This is a genomic window from Arthrobacter sp. S2(2024), assembly GCF_036662515.1.
Classification (GTDB): Bacteria; Actinomycetota; Actinomycetes; order Actinomycetales; family Micrococcaceae; genus Arthrobacter.
In genome coordinates this window covers 175,570-195,338 of the sequence record NZ_JAYKZI010000005.1, presented here as the reverse complement: position 1 = coordinate 195,338, position 19,769 = coordinate 175,570, and the positions used below count along the sequence as shown (strand labels likewise).

Annotated in this window: 17 protein-coding genes; 6 read left to right on the top strand and 11 right to left on the bottom strand. The window is 65.5% G+C overall.

Annotation, left to right across the window (positions count from 1 at the left end; all coding sequences use genetic code 11):
- Positions 1-101 precede the first annotated feature (101 nt).
- The 6 genes from VLA65_RS13095 to VLA65_RS13070 form a co-directional block, all read right to left on the bottom strand.
- Positions 102-1,256: an ABC transporter substrate-binding protein gene (locus VLA65_RS13095; protein ID WP_332602753.1), complete on the bottom strand. Its 1,155-nt coding sequence runs from the start codon at positions 1,254-1,256 to the stop codon at positions 102-104.
- A gap of 279 nt (positions 1,257-1,535) precedes the next feature.
- The gene (locus tag VLA65_RS13090; protein ID WP_332602752.1) at positions 1,536-2,948 is read right to left on the bottom strand and encodes a sulfate adenylyltransferase subunit 1; all 1,413 of its coding nucleotides are present in this window, start codon (positions 2,946-2,948) and stop codon (positions 1,536-1,538) included.
- Positions 2,948-3,934, bottom strand: a complete 987-nt coding sequence (gene cysD / locus VLA65_RS13085; RefSeq protein WP_332602751.1) for a sulfate adenylyltransferase subunit CysD — start codon at positions 3,932-3,934, stop codon at positions 2,948-2,950. Before cysD ends, VLA65_RS13090 begins: the two co-directional genes overlap by 1 nt.
- Positions 3,931-4,698 carry a phosphoadenylyl-sulfate reductase gene (locus VLA65_RS13080; RefSeq protein ID WP_284990957.1) on the bottom strand — a complete coding sequence of 256 codons (768 nt, stop codon included), beginning with the start codon at positions 4,696-4,698 and terminating at the stop codon, positions 3,931-3,933. The genes cysD and VLA65_RS13080 overlap by 4 nt, the downstream gene beginning before the upstream one ends.
- Complete coding sequence (locus VLA65_RS13075; protein ID WP_284755363.1) at positions 4,695-6,440, bottom strand: nitrite/sulfite reductase; 1,746 nt, start codon at positions 6,438-6,440, stop codon at positions 4,695-4,697. Before VLA65_RS13075 ends, VLA65_RS13080 begins: the two co-directional genes overlap by 4 nt.
- Positions 6,441-6,573: 133 nt before the next feature.
- On the bottom strand, positions 6,574-7,302 hold the full coding sequence (locus VLA65_RS13070) for a sirohydrochlorin chelatase (protein ID WP_332602750.1): 729 nt from the start codon (positions 7,300-7,302) through the stop codon (positions 6,574-6,576).
- 63 nt (positions 7,303-7,365) lie between these two features.
- On the opposite strand from VLA65_RS13070, the gene VLA65_RS13065 reads away from it, so the two are divergent.
- Positions 7,366-8,037 (top strand): trimeric intracellular cation channel family protein, encoded by a 672-nt coding sequence (locus tag VLA65_RS13065; RefSeq protein ID WP_307053609.1) that lies wholly within the window; start codon positions 7,366-7,368, stop codon positions 8,035-8,037.
- 13 nt (positions 8,038-8,050) lie between these two features.
- Entirely contained in the window at positions 8,051-8,473 is a 423-nt protein-coding gene (locus VLA65_RS13060) for a hypothetical protein (RefSeq protein ID WP_059387238.1), read from the top strand.
- Between the two features lie 175 nt (positions 8,474-8,648).
- Here VLA65_RS13060 and VLA65_RS13055 read toward each other — a convergent pair whose 3' ends face one another.
- The 4 genes from VLA65_RS13055 to VLA65_RS13040 all read right to left on the bottom strand — a co-directional run bounded on the left by VLA65_RS13055 (position 8,649) and on the right by VLA65_RS13040 (position 13,369).
- On the bottom strand, positions 8,649-9,554 hold the full coding sequence (locus VLA65_RS13055) for a hypothetical protein (protein ID WP_332602749.1): 906 nt from the start codon (positions 9,552-9,554) through the stop codon (positions 8,649-8,651).
- A 505-nt stretch (positions 9,555-10,059) separates the two neighbouring features.
- Positions 10,060-11,163: a polyprenyl synthetase family protein gene (locus tag VLA65_RS13050; RefSeq protein WP_059387239.1), complete on the bottom strand. Its 1,104-nt coding sequence runs from the start codon at positions 11,161-11,163 to the stop codon at positions 10,060-10,062.
- A gap of 9 nt (positions 11,164-11,172) precedes the next feature.
- The gene (locus tag VLA65_RS13045) at positions 11,173-12,570 is read right to left on the bottom strand and encodes a geranylgeranyl reductase family protein (RefSeq protein ID WP_332602748.1); all 1,398 of its coding nucleotides are present in this window, start codon (positions 12,568-12,570) and stop codon (positions 11,173-11,175) included.
- Between the two features lie 22 nt (positions 12,571-12,592).
- Positions 12,593-13,369 carry a demethylmenaquinone methyltransferase gene (locus VLA65_RS13040; protein WP_084784263.1) on the bottom strand — a complete coding sequence of 259 codons (777 nt, stop codon included), beginning with the start codon at positions 13,367-13,369 and terminating at the stop codon, positions 12,593-12,595.
- Between the two features lie 140 nt (positions 13,370-13,509).
- Here VLA65_RS13040 and VLA65_RS13035 point away from each other — a divergent pair, with 140 nt between their 5' ends.
- From VLA65_RS13035 to VLA65_RS13020, 4 genes are all read left to right on the top strand, one after another.
- Complete coding sequence (locus VLA65_RS13035; RefSeq protein WP_332602747.1) at positions 13,510-14,922, top strand: isochorismate synthase; 1,413 nt, start codon at positions 13,510-13,512, stop codon at positions 14,920-14,922.
- Between the two features lie 200 nt (positions 14,923-15,122).
- Positions 15,123-16,076 carry an ABC transporter substrate-binding protein gene (locus VLA65_RS13030; RefSeq protein WP_059387235.1) on the top strand — a complete coding sequence of 318 codons (954 nt, stop codon included), beginning with the start codon at positions 15,123-15,125 and terminating at the stop codon, positions 16,074-16,076.
- Between the two features lie 35 nt (positions 16,077-16,111).
- A complete protein-coding gene (locus tag VLA65_RS13025; RefSeq protein ID WP_059387234.1) occupies positions 16,112-17,086 on the top strand; it encodes an amino acid ABC transporter permease in 975 nt (324 codons plus the stop codon).
- The gene (locus tag VLA65_RS13020) at positions 17,083-17,859 is read left to right on the top strand and encodes an amino acid ABC transporter ATP-binding protein (protein ID WP_059387233.1); all 777 of its coding nucleotides are present in this window, start codon (positions 17,083-17,085) and stop codon (positions 17,857-17,859) included. The genes VLA65_RS13025 and VLA65_RS13020 overlap by 4 nt, the downstream gene beginning before the upstream one ends.
- A gap of 105 nt (positions 17,860-17,964) precedes the next feature.
- Here the strand turns inward: VLA65_RS13020 and menD are convergent, their stop codons facing one another.
- Entirely contained in the window at positions 17,965-19,674 is a 1,710-nt protein-coding gene (gene menD / locus VLA65_RS13015) for a 2-succinyl-5-enolpyruvyl-6-hydroxy-3-cyclohexene-1-carboxylic-acid synthase (protein WP_332602746.1), read from the bottom strand.
- Positions 19,675-19,769: the final 95 nt, after the last annotated feature.

The window sequence follows — 19,769 nt, the reverse complement described above, 5'->3', positions numbered from 1 at the left end:
CGTCCTTCGTTTGTTGCTTGTTGTTTCCCAACTAGCTCGCAGTTGTTGTCGTTATGAGCCGTCAAAACGACAACTAATGCGAGTCAGTTGGGCCGGTCGGTTCAGTCTTGGCCCAGTCCTGCGGCCGAGGTCTTCTGGCCGGTCACGCTGTTGAGGGCGCGGAGGTCGAAGATGCCGTTGATGTCGGCCGGCTTGGTGATGCCGGCGTCGACGCCGTCCTGAAGCAGCTTCTTGTAGGTTCCGGCGAGCGGGTCCACGGTGAAGGTGATGTTCTTCAGGGAGCGGTCGATGACGTCGGCCGGCAGCGTGCTGCCCGCGGTCGCCTTCAGCGCGGCGTTGATCGCGGTGGCCTTGTCGGCCGCCGAAGCGCTGTTGAGCCAGTTGACGGAGGCTTCGTGGCCCTGGAGCAATGCGGTCACGGTCTGCGGGTGTTCGGCAGCGAACTTCTTGCTCACGATCAGGATCGTGGTGGGGAACTGGCCCTTATCCCAGAGGTCCTTCTCATCCACCAGGACCTTGCCGCCGGCCTGGAGAACCAGACGCGAGGCCCACGGCTCAGGCAACCACGCGCCGTCGAGCTTTCCGTCTTGGAAGAGCTTGAGGGTCTGGGCGTTGTCCGTCGGGTTGATGGCGACGTCGCCGCCGCCGTTCGGGTTGGTCTTCAGGCCCTGCTTGCCCAGCCAGGCGCGCAGTGCCACGTCCTGGGTGCCGCCGAGCTGCGGGGAGGCCAGGGTCTTGCCCTTGAGGTCCGCGGCGGTGTTGATGCCTGGCTTGACTACCAGCTGCGCGCCGCCGGAGGCTGCGCCCGCGATGATGCTGATGGACGCGCCCTTGCTCTGGACGAAGGAGTTGATGGCCGGGTTCGGGCCAAGGTAAGCGGCGTCGATCGCGCCGGCGTTCAGGGCCTCAACCGCGGCGGGTCCTGCGTTGAAGATCTGGGTGGTGAGCTTGGTGCTGCCCAGCTTGCCGGCGATGATGCCCTTGCTCACGCCGACGAGTGCGGGGGCGTGGGTGACGTTGCCGAAGTAGCCCAGCTTGAGTTCCGCGGCGGGCGTCGTTGCAGCCGCGGCCTGGGTTTCGTTGTTCTTCGCGACAACCGATGCGACGGCGGCGCCGGCACCGATCAGCAGGACGAGCCCGACGGCGATGCCGATCTCGAGCGTGCGGCGGCGCTTGGGCTTGCTGGTTTCGCCGGCGACGATGCGCGTGGTTCCCGGGTTCGAGCCGGGGGGCGTGGGTTCTGGGGTGTTTGACATGGGGAAATCCTTGGGATGCGTTGCGGAAGGGGCAGAGCGTGTATCAGGCCCTGCGACATCGCCCCGAACGGGCGGGCAAGGACCAATCCGATGAGGTCATGGATTCACCATAGGGACTGTCATATTTGCCGTTCAACGACCCGGAAACCCGGGGTCACGCACGTTCATGCGGCGTCACAATTCGGCTCGCCCCAATGCAAAAAACCGCAGCTTGTTTCCCACCCCAAGCCTTGAAGGCCGGGTTTGGGAAACAAGCTGCGGTTCCGGTCATCGAGAACGTCAGATGACGTAACGTTCGTCCTCATGGTCGCCCGGGTGGTCCTTCACCAAGCCGGCCGCGAGCGTGTTGCCGTCCACGGGATCGATCACCAGGAACGCGCCCGTGCGGCGGTGGTGCAGGTAGTTCTCCAAGGGCAACGGCGCGGCCAGTCGAAGCTGGGCGTTACCGATGTCGTTCAGCTCAAGGCTGGAAGCAGCCTCGACGTTGAACGTGGCCAGGTCCAGCTTGCCCGTCACATTGCGGACCAACGCCTGGACGGTGCGGGTCCCGTGCTTCACGAGCACCTTGGCACCTTCGCGCAACGGCTTCGGCGAAAGCCAGCACAGCGCGGCGTACAGGTCGGCCGAGCTCTCGCGCACCGTCCCTGCTGCGGCAATGGTGTCACCGCGGGCGATGTCGATTTCATCGGCCAGGCGGATCGCCACGGACTGCGGAGCAGTGGCCTCGGCGAGCTCGCTGCCGGCGAAGTCGATCCCGGTCACGGTGGTGATCCTGGGCTCGTGGCCCGGGCTCAGGACAGTGACCTTGTCGCCAAGCTTCACGGTCCCCTCCGTGATCTGGCCGGCGTAGGCGCGGTAGTCGCGGTACGCCTCGACGTCGAGCCCTGCGGCGACGGCGTCGGGAGCCAGCGCGCCCTGCGGGCGGATGACCAGCTGGACCGGGAAGCGGAAGCTCTCCAGGTGGCTTTCGAGCTCATCGGCGGCCGGAAGGGTTTCCAGGACTTCGAGCAGGGCCGGGCCGCTGTACCAGGGGGTGCGGTCCGAGCGGTCCACGACGTTGTCGCCGTCGAGCGCCGATACCGGGATGACCGCGATGTCGGCAATCCCATCGCTGCCCAAGCCAAGCTCGCGGGCAACCTTCTGCACGTCCGTCTCGATCTCGCGGAAGACCGACTCGCTGAAGTCCACGAGGTCGATCTTGTTCACGGCGACGATTACGTGCGCCACGCGCAGCAACTGCAGCACCGACAAGTGGCGGCGGGTCTGCTCCAGGACTCCCTTGCGGGCGTCAATGAGTACGACGACGGCATCCGCAGTGGATGCGCCCGTCACCGTGTTCTTGGTGTACTGAACGTGGCCGGGGCAGTCCGCGAGGATGAAGCTGCGGCGGTCGGTGGCGAAGTAGCGGTAGGCGACATCGATGGTGATGCCCTGTTCCCGTTCGGCGCGAAGGCCGTCGGTCAGGAGGGCAAGGTCAATGGCCTGGCTGCCGGTGGCGCCGGCTCCGCCGAAGCCACGGTCCGCCGAGGTGCGGGCGACGGCGTCGAGCTGGTCCGCGAGGATCGCCTTGGAATCGTGAAGGAGGCGGCCCACCAGGGTGGACTTGCCGTCGTCGACGGATCCAGCGGTGGCGAAGCGGAACAGCGTGGATTCGCGCAGGCCGGTCTCCAGGAGTGCGGTTTCGGTGCTCATTAGAAGTAGCCGTCCTTCTTGCGGTCTTCCATGGCTGCCTCGGAGATGCGGTCATCTGCGCGGGTGGCGCCACGTTCGGTGAGTGTGGATGCGGCAACTTCAACGACGACGTCGGCAACCGTGCGGGCGTCGGAAACGACCGCGCCGGTGCAGGACATGTCGCCCACAGTGCGGTAGCGGACTAGCTTGGTGACGACTTCCTCGTGCGGAAGCGGCATGGAAACCTCGCCGACTGCGCGCCACATGCCGTCGCGTTCGTAGACCTCGCGCTCGTGGGCGTAGTACAGGCCGGGCAGCTCAATGCCTTCGCGCTCGATGTAGCGCCACACGTCCAGCTCGGTCCAGTTGCTGATGGGAAACGCCCGGACGTGCTGGCCCACGGTGTGGCGGCCGTTGTACAGGTTCCACAGTTCGGGGCGCTGGTTACGGGGGTCCCACTGGCCGAACTCGTCGCGCAGGCTCAGGATGCGCTCCTTGGCACGGGCCTTGTCCTCGTCGCGACGTCCGCCGCCGAAAACGGCGTCGAACTTGTTGCGCTGGATGGCGTCCAGGAGCGGCACGGTCTGCAGCGGGTTGCGGGTACCATCGGCACGCTCGGCAAGTTCGCCACGGTCGATGAACTCCTGCACGGAACCCACCACGAGCTTCAGGCCCAGGCGCTCCACCGTGCGGTCGCGGAAGTCGATGACCTCGGGGAAGTTATGGCCGGTGTCCACGTGCAGCACGGGGAACGGAACCTTGCCAGGCCAGAACGCCTTGGTGGCCAGGTGCAGCATGACCACGGAATCCTTGCCGCCGGAGAACAGCAGCGCAGGCTTCTCGAACTCGGCAACAACCTCGCGGATGATATGGATGGCCTCGGACTCGAGGGTGTCCAAAGACGAGAGGCGTGCCGCCCGCAGAGCCTGGGCGGCAGTCGGCGTCTCCACAAGGTCCTTTTCCAGCACTGACAGCTCCGTGTCCTCGTTGGTTGTGTAGATGCTCATACGTGTAGTCCGCATTCTGTCTTGTCGGTTCCTGCCCAGCGGCCGGAGCGGGGGTCCGCTCCCGGGGCCACTTTGCGGGTGCAAGGCTGGCATCCGATGGACGGGTAGCCCTGGCTCAGGAGGGGGTTGACGGGAAGGATGTTGTCTTCGGAGTACTGGACCAACTGGTCAAAGCTCCAGTCCGCCATCGGGTTGACCTTGACCAATCCGTTGGCCTCGTCCCAGCTGATCAGCGGGGTGTTGGTCCGGGTGGGGGCCTCGTCGCGGCGGACTCCGGTGAACCAGACTTCGTAGCCGGCGAGGGTCCGGCGCAGCGGCTGGACCTTGCGGAGCGCGCAGCACTGGGCGGCGTCACGGGCAAACAGGTCCTTGCCGAGGAGGCGGTCCTGCTGCTCCACGGTGTTCTCGGGCAGCACGTCCACGATGTTCACGCGGAGGTTCGCGGCGACTTCGTCCCGCGTGGCGTGGGTTTCCGGGAAGTGGTAGCCGGTCTCCAGGAAGAGGACGTCGACGCCGGGAAACTGGTCCGCGACCAGGGCCGGCAGCACGGCGTCGGCCATGGAGCAGGCCACGGCGACGGCGGGCAGTTCGAAGTTGCGGGCAACCCAGGCGATGACGTCGCGGGCGGGCGCGTTCCAGCCGAGCTCGGCGGCACCGGATTCGGCGAGGGCCTTGAGTTCGTCGTGGGAGCGCTGGCAGGGCCCACGGCCACCGGGGTCCCCGGCCGAGCTTGCGAGGTTGGGGAGTGGCTGGGGATTGGTCACTGGAGATCTCCTTCATCTGCGGAGTGTGCCCATTCGGCGAAGGTCTGGCCTTCGGCGCGGTCGGCCACGAACTTCCGGACTACCCGCTCTACGTAATCGGGCAGGTCCTCGACGTAAACCTTGAGACCGCGCACGGTGCGTCCGAGGCCTGCTTCTTCGCGGTTGGACGAAGCCAGCCCGCCGCCCAGGTGAACCTGGAAGCCCGGGGTGGGGTCGCCGTCGGGCGTTGGCAGCATCATGCCCTTGAGCCCGATGTCCGCGGTCTGGATGCGGGCGCAGGAGTTGGGGCAGCCGTTGATGTGCAGGGACAGGGCCTGCGGCAACTGGCCGCTGTCCGCGAGGTCGGCCAGGCGGCGTTCCAGCTCGGCGACGGCGGTGGCTGCAGTGACCTTGGTTTCCACGATGGCGAGCTTGCAGAACTCGATGCCGGTGCAGGCGATGGTGCCGCGGCGGAACACGGACGGGCGGGCGGAGAGGCCGAGGGTGTCCAGTTCGGCGACGAGCGGTTCCACCTGCTCCTTGGCGACGTCCAGCACAACGATCTTCTGGTGCGGCGTGGTGCGCAGGCGGAAGGAGCCGCGGGCTTCGAGGGTGTCCGCGAGCTTCACGAGCTGGCTGCCGGAGAGACGACCGGCCAAGGGTGTGGCTCCGATGAAGAACTTGCCGTCCTTCTGCTCGTGGATGCCGACGTGGTCGCCGGGCGTCGAGGGCTTGGGCGCTGCGGGGCCGTCGGAAAGCTTGAAGCCGAGGTATTCGTCTTCCAGGATCTGGCGGAACTTTTCGGGACCCCAGTCGGCCATGAGGAACTTCAGGCGTGCCTTGGTGCGCATCCGGCGGTAACCGTAGTCGCGGAAGATACTGGTGACGCCGAGCCACACTTCGGCGGCTTCCTCAGGCTTCACGAACGCGCCGAGGCGCTTGGCGAGCATCGGGTTGGTGGACAGCGCGCCGCCTACCCAGAGGTCATAGCCGACGCCGAGTTCGGGGTGGACCATGCCGACCAGGCCGAAGTCGTTGATCTCGTGGACCACGTCCTGCGAGGGGTGGCCGGTGATGGCGGTCTTGTATTTGCGCGGCAGGTTGGCGAGCTCGGGGTCGCCGATGAAGCGCTCCGCGAGTTCGTGGATCAGCGGCGTGGGATCGATGATCTCGTCCTTGGCGATGCCGGCAACCGGTGAGCCCAGGATGACACGCGGCACGTCGCCGCAGGCCTCGGTGGTGGACAGGCCGACGGATTCGAGGCGGCGCCAGATTTCGGGCACGTCCTCCACCCGGATCCAGTGCAGCTGGATGTTCTGGCGGTCGGTCAGGTCGGCGCTGCCGCGGGCGAAGTCCACGGAGATCTGGCCGATGACGCGCAGTTGCTCGGTGGTGAGTGCGCCGCCGTCGATCCTCACGCGGAGCATGAAGTACTTGTCCTCGAGCTCGTGCGGCTCAAGCGTGGCGGTCTTGCCGCCGTCGATCCCGGGCTTGCGCTGGGTGTAGAGGCCCCACCAGCGGAAACGGCCGTGGAGGTCCGTGCCGTCGATCGAGTCGAAGCCGTGCTTGGAGTAGACAGATTCGATACGCTCGCGGACGTTGAGCCCGTTGTCTTCCTGCTTCCAGGTTTCGTTGGCGTTGAGCGGCGCAGTGCCGTCAACCTTCCACTGGCCATGGGGTTTAGCGGCAGGACGGGCGGTGCGGGCCGGGCGCTTGGGTGCAGCCTCGTCCGCAGACGCTCCGGCTAGAGCTGTATCAGTCATGCATCGACTGTAGGGCTGGCCAGAGAGGCGTAACAAAGGTCCGGGAAACGGAAAGTCACCTAGGGAAACATTTCGTCACGAACCGCCGTCGGGCCTTGTTCAGCTGGCCGCGCTGTGCATTCGACATGCCCGCTCAGGAGCGAGCGGCAACCGCCGCGTCGTAGCGTTCCAAGGCGATCTCCGCGAGCACCGGAGAGGGCAGCAGCGGTGCCGTCACGACGTCGGCGCCGGCCTTGGACAGCTGGTCGTGAAAGTAGCCCGTGGCCAGCAGATACGAGGACACGACCACCCGGCCGCCGTCGTCGGTGACTTCCGCGCCGGTAAATTCCGCGCCGGTGAGTTCGGCGCGCAGGGCCGCGACGCCGTCGGGCACGTTCGGCTCGGCACTCGCGCCATAGGCGACGCGCACCTTGTTGGGCAGCAGCTCGGCGAGCTGGCGCGCCTGCTCTTCCGAATCGACGGAACCGTCCGGCAGCGACGAGCCCGCGGCGGCGAGCAGGACGCCGTCGTCGTCGCCCAGGCCCGAGTCGCGCAGCCGTGCGGCGAGCAGCTCCGCGAGCCGCGGATCCGGCCCCAGCGGCGGCGCCGCGGACACCTCCGGACGGGACTTGATCGCCTTGGGGATGTCCACCTTGACGTGGTAGCCGGTGCTGAGCAGCAAGGGAACGACGACGGCGGGCGTGCCTTCCGGGAGCCCGGCCACCACGCCGCCCAACTCGGGCTCCTGGACGTCTACGTAGGCCTCGACGACGGTCAGGCCGGGGCGCAAGGCCTCAATCTCGGCCATGACCTGGCGGATAGCGGCCTGCCCTTCGACGTTCCGGGTTCCATGGGCGCACGCGATCAAGACGGGGCTGTTCATGCGTGCAAGCGTAACGTTGGGCGAGCATGATCGCCCGTCTGTGAACGAAGAATGGAGCTGCATTTGTTCACTTTTGACCTTGCGCTGGTATGGCTGGATCTGGCCGGCGTCTTCTTTTTCGCCGTGTCCGGATCCTTGCTCGCGGCCAAGAAGCAGTTCGACATCATCGGCTCGCTCCTCTTGGCTTCGCTGGTCGGCCTGGGCGGCGGCGTCATCCGAGACATCGTCATCAATGCCGGCCCGCCCGCGGCGTTCACCAACCCGGTGTACCTGCTGCCACCCTTGTTGGCCGCGGGGCTGGTGTACTTCCTGTTTTCGAGCATCCAGCGCTTCACGTCCCTCTTGACACTGTTCGACGCCGGCGGGCTGGCCTTGTTCTGCATCACGGGGACGCTCAAGGCACTGGCCGCCGGGATGAATCCGGTGGCTGCAATCTTGTTGGGAGTCACCACGGCTGTGGGTGGCGGCTTGCTCCGCGACATTACGGCCAACGAAATTCCCACCCTCTTCAATGCCCGGGATCTTTACGCCCTGCCGGCCTTCACGGGGGCAGCCCTGACCGCGCTGTTCTGGAACATCGGAGCTTTCAACGGACTGACGGCGGCCTTGGTTGCCGGCTGGGTTTTCGCCTTCCGGGTGGTGGCTTGGCGGCGTGGTTGGCGGGTGCCCCTCGCGGTCCGGGGATGGCACCGCGCCGGGGTGTCCCCGGGCGCCGATTCACGTGGCCGCGATTAGCTAGGATGGGAGCATGACTGACATGTTCCTCGAGAAGTTCCGCGCGCTTGTACCGAAGTATCTCGAGGACGAATGGCAGGAAGAAGACGGGCTGTCCGCCGCTGAGCTGGACGAGGCCCTGTCCGCCCACTCGTTCACCATTCCCATGGTGCTGCGCGAGTTCTACCTCGCCCTCGGTGGTTGCGAGGACCTCATGGAGGCCTACCACTACTTCTGGGACCCCGAAGAGCTCGAGGTGGACGACGAAGGTTTCCTCATGTTCTTGGAGGACGAGGAAGAGCAGTTCACTTGGGGCTTCCGCGTAGGCGACCTCGGCGTCCCGGATCCCATCGTGTGGCGCCGCAACAACGCCCGCGGCCAATGGAAATCCGAAGAAGGCACGTTCTCCGAGTTCGTGTTCGACATGTTCGACTGGGCTTTCAGCGACGAAGACTAGGTTTGCGGCGGGCCGCGGGGGCTGCCGAGGGCGCCGGGGGCCGACGGGGGCGCGCCTTCCTGACCCTCTTTGAATTTCGAGGAGCCGCGACACACCTGGATCAGGGTGTGTCGCGGCTTTTTTCGTGCCAAAGAAGGTCAGGACGGTCCGCGCTTTGGTGGAGTCTGCTGCTGGATTACGACGGCGGCACCCACCCGGGCGCGTATCTTGCGGGGGCGAAGCGGCCGACTTCCCGGTGCCGCAACACGGTCAAGACCTCGTTGACCATCTCTTCAGGACGGTGGACCACGTCCTGGTAGAAGTAGTGCAACGACAAGAGCCCACCCTTCACACTGGCGTTGTCCCGGTACCGGTCCTTCTTGACCTGCCGCGGCTCCAGATGCGTATGGCCGTCGAGTTCCACTACAAGGCACTCGTTGATCAGGCAGTCCACCTCCCCCACCCCCGCCAGTTCCACATGCATCCGGACCCGGAGACCCGCCCGGACAAAGTGCGTGTGTGCGAGCACTTCCAGCAAGGAATCAGCTCTGGGCAGCACAAGATCCAGCGCAGCCCTCGCTGCTCCGTTGCGGTTGCCTTGCAGTTTCGTCTTAAGGAAGTCTGCGGTGATCAACCCGCGGCTAATTGCGGACTGGACAATTACCAAGGATTCCAGTTCGGGTCGGCATCTCAGGGCGTGGATAAGCACATCAGCTAGGCCGGCCACAGGAAGGTACGGATGCCCCGGGTGGCTACATCGGGCGTGGTCCACCACACCGTCCCGGACTAGGCCGCTACCGCAGCTGAGATGGATGGCCTCGTGTTTCCGGGAACTCCCCAGTCCTTGGACGCCTCCTGGCTCCTGCAGCTGCCACAAATTGTAGAAACGAACAGCCGAAACGCAGGTCAAGACGCCATTCGCCGCTAGCGCAGCAACGATGCCTGGATCGGCGCCCTCAATCGTGTAGATCCCACGGCGCAACAGGTTGAGCGTTCCGTTGCGGAGCCCTTGGGCCAACGCCGACTTGGGAAAGCCCGCTCTAACCAGTTGCGCAGTCCGGGCCGCACCGCCCCGCCTCTGGAGGAATTGCACTATATCCATGTGGCCACTCCAGCAGCATCGCTCAGGCGACAGTAGCTCCGGGTTCCCCTATGTGGACAACTTTGCTGGCCCTTCCTGACCTTCTTTGGGTCCATAAACTGCCGGACACACCCCTTCTCAGGCGTGTCGGGGCCATTTTGAATTCAAAGAAGGTCAGGACGGCGCGCAGAATTCCCCGAAAACTCCGAAAACCCTTTGACCGGGAAAGTTGCACCCGTGACAAAGTTGTCATATGCTGTAACCGGATTCACTAAATGCCTCCGGTGGATCTGATGCGAACGGAGATTATGGTCCCGGTTCGTTGCAGCGCGTGACTCGTAGCGTTGCAAGGAACCGGGGCCATTGCATTTAAGCCCAGCCCCCGCGCGCCCCACCCAACTAGCTCGCAGGTGTTGTCGTTATAACGGCTCAAAACGACAACAACTGCGAGTCAGTTGGGTCTGCGACGAAGGAAAAGGGGCGAGAACGACGGCACCCTCTGCAGGGCTGCCCACGCCGCCAAGACTCAGCTGGCGCGCTCCACCACAGCGTGTGCGAAGTTGGTCAGCGACTCCTTGACCACGCCTTCGGGCAACGGCTTCAAGGCTTCGATGGCTTCAGCGGACCATTGGCGCGCGATCACCCAGGATTCCGCGGTGACAGGATGCTCGCGGAGCCCCGCGACGGCCAGGGCCAGGGCTTCATCGGAGGACAGGTCGCCGTCAACCAGCTTCAAGAGTTCGACGGCGGAGTGGTCACCGTTGTCGGCGGCCTTGCGGAGCAGGAGGACGGGCAGCGTGGGAACGCCTTCCCGGAGGTCTGTGCCCGGAGACTTGCCGGACTTGACCTTGACGCCGGTCACGTCGATGACGTCATCGGCCAGTTGGAAGGCCACGCCGACCTTCTCGCCGTACTCCACGAGCACGTCTTCGAAGGCTTCGTCGGCGCCGGCAAAGATGGCACCCAGCTGGCCCGAGGCGGCAACCAGGGAACCGGTCTTGTCGGCGATGACGGAGAGGTAGTGCTCCACCGCGTCCTCGCCTTCGCGCGGGCCCACGGTTTCGTGCAGTTGCCCGAGGCACAAGCGTTCGAAGGTGCGGGCCTGGATTCCCAGGGCACGCGAACCGAGCTCTGACACCAGGATCGAGGCGCGGGCAAAGATCAGGTCACCCGTGAGGATGGCTACCGAGTTGCCCCAGACTTCGTGCGCCGTGGGGGCACCGCGGCGGTAGGGCGCGGAGTCCATCACGTCATCGTGATAGAGGGTGGCGAGGTGGGTCAGTTCAACCACGACGGCGGCCTGGACCACTTCCGGACGGGAGGCGTCACCGAGGTGGGCACACAGGAGAGTCAAAAGCGGGCGGATGCGCTTGCCGCCGGCTTCCACCAGGTGACGCGACGTTGCGTCAGCCAGGGGATCCGAGTTGGCGATTGCTTCGCGGAGCTTCTTTTCCACGCGGGCAAGGTTGGTGGTGATGGCAGGACCCAGCTCCACGTCCTTGGCGATAGCCGCAAAACCGGCAGGAAGCTGCAGGCCAGTGGCGATCGCGGTGGTGGTGGGAGCGGGTTCGACAGCGTCCGGCAAGCCGTGCCCGGCGTGCGTCCAGCTGTGTTCGGCAGAGTGAGTCACGGGTTAACCCTAACTTTTCGCGGAGGAAAGCGTTGATTCGGTGCCGGTACGGGTGGAAGCGGCGGTGGACGTGGTGTTGGAGGTGGCCGGGACCAGCATCTCGAGGACGCGGATGGCGCGGTCCTCGAAGCCCTTGGCGGACGGATCCGTGAGGTTGGCGAGCATCCTGACCACAAAGCGCATCAGCACCGGAATGGGCATGCCGGTCCGTAGTGCGAGTTTCATGACGGCGGGCTTGCCAATGAGGGCGGCAAAGACACGGCCCAGGGTGAAGTGTGAACCCCATTGGTCCCGCACGTAGTCCGCGTACCGCGAAAGGTGCGCATCGGCGTCGTCGACCGTCCATCCGGCCGAACGCGAGCGGACGGACGCATCAACAAGAAACTCGGCCGCAAAGCGGGCCGACTCCATGGCGTAGGAAATGCCCTCGCCGTTGAATGGTGAAACCATGCCGCCGGCGTCGCCCAGGAGCATGAGCCCCGGCGAGTAGTGCGGCGTGCGGTTGAAGCCCATCGGCAGCGCGGCGCCGCGGATCTCCCCCACTTGGTTTTCGGGCGTGAAACCCCACTCGGACGGCATGCCGGCGGTCCATTCGCGCAGGACCTGCTTGTAGTCGAGCTTGCCGAATTCTTTGGAGGAGTTCAGGATGCCAAGGCCGACGTTGGACGTGCCGTCACCGACGCCGAAAACCCAACCGTAACCGGGCAGCGGCTTTCCGGACTTGCCAAGAGAGCCGGCGCGGGTACCGCGCCGAGCTTGCGAGGCGTGGGAAGCCGGCGAATGGAGCTCCAGCCAGCCTTCCATCCAGTCGTCGTCGTGTCGGGGCGAGGTGAAGTAGGTGCGGACGGCGACGCCGAGCGGACGGTCGTCGCGTTTGTGCATGCCAAGCGAAACGGCGGTCCGCGTCGAGTTGCCGTCGGCGGCGAGCACGACGTCGGCATGGAAGTCGCGCGTTTCGCCCGTCTTGCGTCCGGACTCGTCGAGCAGCGCGGCGCGCGCGCCGATCACCCGCCCGGCGTCGTCGCGCAGTGCTTCGGTGACGCTGTGGCGTTCAAGGACGACGGCGCCGGCCGACTGGGCGTGCCGGGCCAGTTCCTCGTCGAATCCGAGGCGCGTGCGGATGAGTCCGTAGGTGGGAAAGTCGGCGACCTCGGGCCACGGCAATTCAATGGTGCGGCCGCCGGCGATGAGCCTGAGCCCCTTGTTGCGGCGCCACCCCTCGTCCTCGGCATGCGGGAGGCCGAGCTTCTGGATTTCGCGTACGGCGCGCGGAGTGAGGCCGTCGCCGCAGACTTTCTCACGCGGGAAGCTGGTCTTTTCCAGCACGGTCACGGAAATGCCCGCCCGGGCAAGGTAGTACGCGGCGGTGGACCCGGCTGGCCCTGCGCCGACTATCAGTACGTTCACAGCGTCCTTGTTAATAGGCCGGTTAGCGGGACTGATCGCCGGCTTGGCGGCGCGGCTTGATCTGGCGGCGCAGCTTGGCCACGGGAACGCTTTCCCGGTGTTCGGCTCCGGGCTTCTGGGCGCGGTGCACCGCTACGATGCCGCCGCTCAGGTTGCGGTAGTTGACGTCGGTCCAGCCGGCTTCCTGCAGCCACGCGGCCAGGTGGTCCTGGTCCGGCCAGGCGCGGATGGACTCGGCGAGGTACACGTAGGCGTCCGGGTTGGAGGAGACCTTGGTGGCGATGGCAGGCAGTGCGCGCATGAGGTATTCGGTGTACATGGTCCGCCAAAGGGGCACGACCGGGGCGGAGAATTCGGCGATAACCAGGCGGCCGCCCGGCTTGGTGACACGGAACATCTCCGCGAGGGCCTTGTGTGGTTCGTTGACGTTGCGCAGGCCGAAGGAAATGGTGCACGCGTCGAAGGAGTTGTCCGCGAAGGGCAGCTTGGTGGCGTCCCCGGCAACGAAGTTGATGTCCGGACGGCGGCGCTTGCCCACCTTCAGCATTCCCAACGAGAAGTCGCAGGCCACGACGTCCACTCCGGCGTCCGCGTACGGTTCGCTGGACGTACCGGTACCGGCAGCCAGATCCAGGACCTTTTGGCCTACCCGAACATCCATCGCATCCACGACGACGCGGCGCCAACGCCGGGTCTGCCCCATGGACAGGACATCGTTGACGACATCGTATTTGGGGGCGACATCGTCAAACATCGTCGCAACTTCGTCCGGACGCTTTTCCAAGGATGCTCGGTTCACCCTGCAATTGTCTCAGACAAATATGGGAAGAACTTTCGGGGCACTCCGGTCCCGGCCCGGTTCGCGCGCCGGGTTCCCGTTCCAGGTTCCGTTCCGGCCAGCGCGGCTACCGTTGCGCGCGGGAGTAATGTTGTTCCATCATGACGAGTACGCTCCGCACCTTGACAGTCCCCCTCGATGTTGATTCATCCTCCGGGGGACTGCCGTCATTTCTGGTCCGGGACGATGTCCTGTGCTGGTCCCGCCGAGAGAACGGGCTGGTGGGCTTTGGCGAACTCGCGCGCTTCACCGCTTCCGGGCCCGATCGCTTCCTCGAGGCCGACATCTGGTGGCGCCACCTCGTCATCGAGGCCGACGTCACGGATCCCCTTGAGCTCCCCGGCACCGGCCCAGTGGCCTTTGGCTCCTTTGCCTTCTCCAAGACGTCCGACTTTGAGTCCCGCTTGATCCTTCCTGAAATCGTTGTCGGGATCCGGGATGGGCAGTCCTGGCTCACGCAGCTGACGCTCGACGACGTCGAACTCACCGAGGCGGGAGCACTCGCCACCCTCGCGGATTGGCTCAGCGGCGAGTCAGGGAAACGCGAGTCAGCGGCCGGTGAGCTTACGGCGGCAGGAGGCTCCGGCGTCGGGCACCCAACTAGCTCGCAGTTGTTGTCGTTTAGAGGGCCCAAAACGACAACAAGTGCGAGCCAGTTGGGGGACGGGAAGGTGACGCTGGAGAGCGGTTCACTAAGCGAGGCCGCCTGGAAGCAGGCCGTGGCCGAGGGCGTGGCGGAAATCCGCACCGGAAAGCTGGAGAAGCTCGTTCTCGCGCGCGACGTCGTGGCGACACTGCCCGACGGCGTCAACGCCGCCAAAGTGCTCCAGCAGCTGGCCAGCCGCTACCGCGAATGCTGGACCTACGGCGTCGACGGCTTGGTGGGCGCGACGCCGGAAATGCTCATCCAGGTGGAGGGCCGCACAGCGCAGGCGCGGGTCCTGGCCGGAACGCTGGACCGGCGCGACGCCGAGGGCGTGGACGGCTCCCCTATGGAATACGCCGAACGCGTGCTGGCCGGTTCGGAGAAACAACGGCACGAGCACGAGATCGCCATCCAATCGCTGACCACCCAGCTCGCGCCCTTCTCCGAGGCAATGAACGCCCACAGCGAACCGTTCATCCTGGAACTGCCCAATGTGTGGCACTTGGCATCGGACGTGAAGGCCGAGCTCGCCGATATCGAGGGACATGTCCCTACGTGCCTTGCGCTGATCAACGCCCTCCACCCCACGGCTGCCGTGTGTGGCACACCTACTCTGGTTGCCGGGGAACTGATCCGGGAGCTTGAGCACATGGATCGCGGGCCGTACGCGGGGCCGGTCGGATGGCTCGACGCCGCGGGGAACGGCGAGTGGGGCATCGCACTGCGCGGCGCGATCATCGAGAGTCCTACCACCGTGCGCCTCTATGCGGGCTGCGGGATCGTGGAAGGCTCCGTTCCCGACGCCGAGCTGGCCGAGACCTGGGCAAAATTCCGGCCGATGCTCGAGTCGCTGGGGATCAGCAACTAAGCCCCAAACCCGAGGATTCCGTTCGAAACCTACCCTCCCAACTGTCTGGGGTGCGAGACAATAGCCACGTTGGGGGTCTTGATTTTTTACTTGGTAGGTTATCCAATAGTAAAACTTAGTTTTCTGTGACGCACATCTCATGTTCGGCGCTACACTATGAACCGATTAGTTTCGCATCCACTGCAAAAAAAGGTAAGAAAATGCAGAAATTCCGTTCGCTCCCGGTCAGTTCGACGCTCAAGGCTGCAACCATCATCGCAATCGGCGCCTTGGCACTGACTGCCTGCACCAACGCCTCAGAGGCCGGCCCGTCGAGCGCCGCCTCGCCTTCCGGCAGTGCCAATGCAAGCTTTGACCCCAGCACCATCACCAAGGACGACACCCTCGCTGCGCTGGTCCCCGCGGCCATCAAGTCCAAGGGCACGCTGACCGTCGGCTCGGACACGACCTACGCTCCTGCGGAATTCCTCGGAACCGACGGCCAGACCCCGGTTGGTTACGACGTCGACATCGCCAAGGCAATCGGCGCCACCCTTGGTTTGAAGGTCCAGGTGCAGACCGCCGAATTCACGGGCATCCTCCCCGCCCTCGGCCCCAAGTACGATCTGGGCATCTCGTCCTTCACCATCAACCCTGAGCGTCTCGGCGCCGTTAATATGGTCAGCTACTTCAACGCCGGCACCGCGTGGGCCGTGCAGAAGGGCAACCCGAAGAAGTTCTCCCTGGATGACGTCTGCGGCAAGTCCATCGGCGTGCAGACCGGCACGGTCCAGGAAGACCCGGACCTCTCCGGCCGCAACAAGAAGTGCGCGGCTGACGGCAAGCAGCCCATCAACATCGTGACGCTCAAGAACCAGACCGACGTCACCACCCGGCTCGTCAACGGCAGCATCGACGCGATGGCAGCCGACTCCCCCATCATCGGTTACGCCCTGACGCAGACCAACGGACAGCTTGAGAAGCTCGGCGATGTGTACGACGCCGCTCCCCAGGGCATCGCTGTTGCCAAGTCGGACACCGCCCTCGCCGATGTCATCCAGAAGACCCTGACCAAGCTCATGTCTGACGGTTCCTACAAGAAGATCCTCACTGGCTGGGGCAACGCCGAAGGCGCCATCACCAAGTCCGAGGTCAACCCGGCGGTCAAGTCTTGAGTATTCCCGCCACCGATAACAAATCAGGTGCACAGATGGATCATCATCAACCAGGCCACGCCGCGCCCGTGCTGAACGACGCGGTGCCCGTCAGGCACCCTGGCCGCTGGATCAGCGCCATCGTCATCGTTGGCGTACTAGCACTTATGGTGCAGAGCGTGATCACGAACCACAACTTCCGTTGGGACGTTGTGGGCACCTACATCCTGGACGTGAAGGTCGTCCAGGGTGTTGGCTGGACGCTTCTCCTGACCGTAGCTTCGATGGTCATTGCCATTGTCCTGGCCATCCTGCTGGCCGTGATGCGCCAGTCCGACAACCCCGTCCTGCGCTACACGAGCTGGGTCTGGGTCTGGTTCTTCCGCGGCACCCCGGTCTACACCCAGTTGGTCTTCTGGGGCCTGATCGCCGTCCTCTACCCCAAGATCAGCGCAGGGGTGCCGTTTGGCCCCGAACTGTTCAGCGTGGACACGAGCACCGTCATTACGGCTCTTGTTGCGGCGATCCTGGGGCTAGGCCTGAACGAATCCGCCTATCTGGCGGAGATCTTCCGGGCCGGCCTGAAGTCAGTGGACAAGGGACAGACCGAAGCCGCCGAAGCCCTGGGCATGGGCAACGGCAAGATCATGTGGCGGATCATCCTGCCCCAGGCAATGCGCATCATCGTCCCGCCCACCGGCAACGAAACCATCGGCATGCTCAAGACCACCTCCCTGGTCCTGGCCGTCCCGTTCACCCTGGACCTGACCTTCGCGACCAACGCCCTGGCCAACCGGATCTACCTTCCGGTGCCGCTGCTGATCGTGGCAGCCATCTGGTACTTGGTCATCACCAGCCTCCTCATGGTCGGCCAGCACTACATCGAGGCCTACTACGGCAAGGGCGTGGACACCAACCTGGCCCCGGCCGTCATCAACCCGGCAGCCGCCAAGGCCGCTGCCGCAGTGGCACCGAGCGCCGAAGCTGAGCCGTCCTTAAAGATGGACTTCCCCGAGGAGGACGCAAAATGACGATCACCACCCAGAAACCGCTGGTGCGGATCGAAGGCCTCCACAAGTACTACGGCCAACACCATGTGCTCCGCGGCATCGACCTGACGGTCAACCAGGGCGAAGTGTCCGTTGTCATCGGCCCGTCCGGTTCGGGCAAGTCCACGATGCTCCGCTGCGTGAACCTCCTCGAAACCATCAGCGCCGGCCGCATTTCCGTTGGCGACCAGCTGATCGGCTACCGCGAAGTCAACGGCCGCCTCCACGACCTGAAGGTCAAGGAAATCGCCGCGCAACGCCGGGAAATCGGCATGGTCTTCCAGCGATTCAACCTGTTCCCCCACAAGACCGCGTTGTACAACGTCATGGAAGCGCCCGTGCAGGTCAAGGGCAAATCCAAGAGTGATGCCAAGAAGGCCGCCCTCGAATTGTTGGACCGGGTGGGCCTGGCTGATCGAGCCAACCACTACCCGGCACAGCTCTCCGGCGGCCAGCAGCAACGCGTCGCGATCGCCAGGGCCCTGGCCATGGAACCGGAACTGATGCTCTTCGACGAGCCGACGTCCGCCCTTGACCCCGAGCTCGTGGGCGACGTGCTCAACGTGATGAAGGACCTGGCCAAGTCCGGCATGACCATGATCGTGGTGACCCACGAGATCGGCTTTGCCCGCGAAGTCGGCGACCGCCTGACCTTCATGGACGGAGGTGTGGTGGTGGAATCCGGTGACCCCCGCGAAATCATCGCCAACCCCCAGCACGCCCGCACCAAGGAATTCCTCAGCCGAGTGCTGTAGTTCCTGCTGCACCTGCGACGCGCAAATGCCCTGACGCGGCTGGAAATCCAGCCGCGTCAGGGCATTTCCGTGTCGTCAGCCAGATTGCGCGTCGCCAGGCAGCGCCTACGCCCCGAGCAGCACCTGGGACACTGCCGCGGCGACCGCGGCCTTGATGCGCGCGTGCAAGGGACGCAACCCAGACCGGTCCGTGCGTACTTCCACGATGCTGCGCCCCTTCAAAGGCGAGGCAAGCACTGCGGCGAGCTCCGCCGTCGTACGCACCAAAGTGTGCCCGACGCCGTACGCCGAGGCGAGCGCTGAAATGTCCACGCTGTGCGGGGTGCCGAAGAGGCGCTCGACGGCGGTGCCGTAACCGCCGTCGTCCTCCACCTTGCCGTGCTCAAGGAGACCGAAGATGCCCCCGCCGGCGTCGTTGAGGACCACGATGCGCAGGTCCGGCCCGGGTTCGCCGGCTCCGAGGAGGAGGCCTCCGGCGTCGTGCAGGAAGGTGACATCTCCCAGGAGGAGGGTGGTTTCGCGGCCAGCGCCGAGGGCGATTCCCGTAGCCGTGGAGATAGTTCCGTCAATGCCGGCGAGGCCGCGGTTCGCGAACACCGTGGCGAGGGGCTCGGGGCTGGGCTGTCCCGCGAGGTCGACGTCGCGGATGCCATTGGAGGAGCCCAGGACCAGCTGCCCGCGCGCGTGTTTCCAGACGACGGCTCCCACGGCGGGTCCACTGGCCGCCAGCTCGGCCTCGAGGACGCCGTCGAGCGTGTGTTGGGCCGCAGCCCCGGCCAGGAGCCAGGCGTCGAGCCAATCATCAGAGCCGCGGCCGGCGAACCCGGCCAGTTCAGCCAGGGAATCGAAGCGTTCCTCGCGACGCCGGCCGTGTTCATACCAGGCCACCGGAACGGGCTCGTACATGGCGGCGGGGAGGTCGTTGCGGGCCAGGAGTGCGGCGACGGGCCGGGACAGCGTAGGCCGCCCGAAGACCACCACCCGCTCGATCGGCAGAGCAGACCCGGGCCCGAAGTTGTCCAGCATGAGGCGATACGGGCCGACCGCGTTGGGACCGAAGCGCGCGTTGGAGGAGGGCTCGGCGAGCAAGGGAAGGCCGTGGGCACGGGCGAACGCCTCGGCGACCGGACCGGCGTCGTGCCCTGCCAAAACCACCGTCCGCCGCTCGGTCAGTTCAGCGGGAGCGGGGGGCATGCTCAATGGTTGGGGACCGGAATCGTAGTGGAAAACTCCGTGGCCCTTGGTGGCGGGCAGCGCCTCGCCCGGTTCGGGAACCAACGGCTCGCGGAAAGCCAGGTTGAGCTGCACTGGGCCGGGCGGCGTGTCCGCGAGGGCGCCGGTGGCCGCGTAGATGGCGGTCTCGACGGCCCGCTTCGGGTTGCTGCCCGCGGCGATGTCGACGGCGAAGCGAACGTGGTCGCCGAAGAGGTCGAGTTGGATGGTGGTCTGGTTGGCGCCGGTGCCGTGGAGCTCGGCCGGGCGGTCGGCCGAAAGGACTACGAGGGGCACGGCGGCGTGGTTGGCTTCCATGACCGCAGGCAAAAGATTCCCGACGGCGGTGCCCGAGGTGGTCAGGACGGCCGCCGGGGCTCCCGTCGACAGGGCCAAACCCAGTGCCGTGAAACCGGCCGAACGTTCGTCGATCCTCACCAGGAGGCGGACATTCCCGGCCGCTTCGGCCTCGGCGAGTGCGTAAGCCATGGGTGCCGAGCGCGAACCGGGAGAGATAACCACGTGCCGCACACCGCCGTCGAGCAACGCATTGACGGCGATACGGGCAGCGGCGAGGGAGCTCAGGGAGCCTTGCGAAGTCACCGCACCAGTCTATTAGCGGCGCCTCCCTCCCGACGCTCGCTCACCTATGGGGCCAAAACCCCAAACGCTCGCTCACTCCCTTGAAGAGAGTGAGC

Bases quoted from the DNA above. Each gene is read 5' to 3' on its own strand.
- VLA65_RS13070 (WP_332602750.1), bottom strand. From the start codon at position 7,302: ATGAACAGCCCCGTCTTGATCGCGTGCGCCCATGGAACCCGGAACGTC.
- VLA65_RS13095 (WP_332602753.1), bottom strand. From the start codon at position 1,256: ATGTCAAACACCCCAGAACCCACGCCCCCCGGCTCGAACCCGGGAACC.
- VLA65_RS13075 (WP_284755363.1), bottom strand. From the start codon at position 6,440: ATGACTGATACAGCTCTAGCCGGAGCGTCTGCGGACGAGGCTGCACCC.
- VLA65_RS13025 (WP_059387234.1), top strand. From the start codon at position 16,112: ATGGATCATCATCAACCAGGCCACGCCGCGCCCGTGCTGAACGACGCG.
- VLA65_RS13035 (WP_332602747.1), top strand. From the start codon at position 13,510: ATGACGAGTACGCTCCGCACCTTGACAGTCCCCCTCGATGTTGATTCA.
- VLA65_RS13055 (WP_332602749.1), bottom strand. From the start codon at position 9,554: ATGGATATAGTGCAATTCCTCCAGAGGCGGGGCGGTGCGGCCCGGACT.
- VLA65_RS13020 (WP_059387233.1), top strand. From the start codon at position 17,083: ATGACGATCACCACCCAGAAACCGCTGGTGCGGATCGAAGGCCTCCAC.
- VLA65_RS13060 (WP_059387238.1), top strand. From the start codon at position 8,051: ATGACTGACATGTTCCTCGAGAAGTTCCGCGCGCTTGTACCGAAGTAT.
- VLA65_RS13090 (WP_332602752.1), bottom strand. From the start codon at position 2,948: ATGAGCACCGAAACCGCACTCCTGGAGACCGGCCTGCGCGAATCCACG.
- cysD (WP_332602751.1), bottom strand. From the start codon at position 3,934: ATGAGCATCTACACAACCAACGAGGACACGGAGCTGTCAGTGCTGGAA.
- VLA65_RS13030 (WP_059387235.1), top strand. From the start codon at position 15,123: ATGCAGAAATTCCGTTCGCTCCCGGTCAGTTCGACGCTCAAGGCTGCA.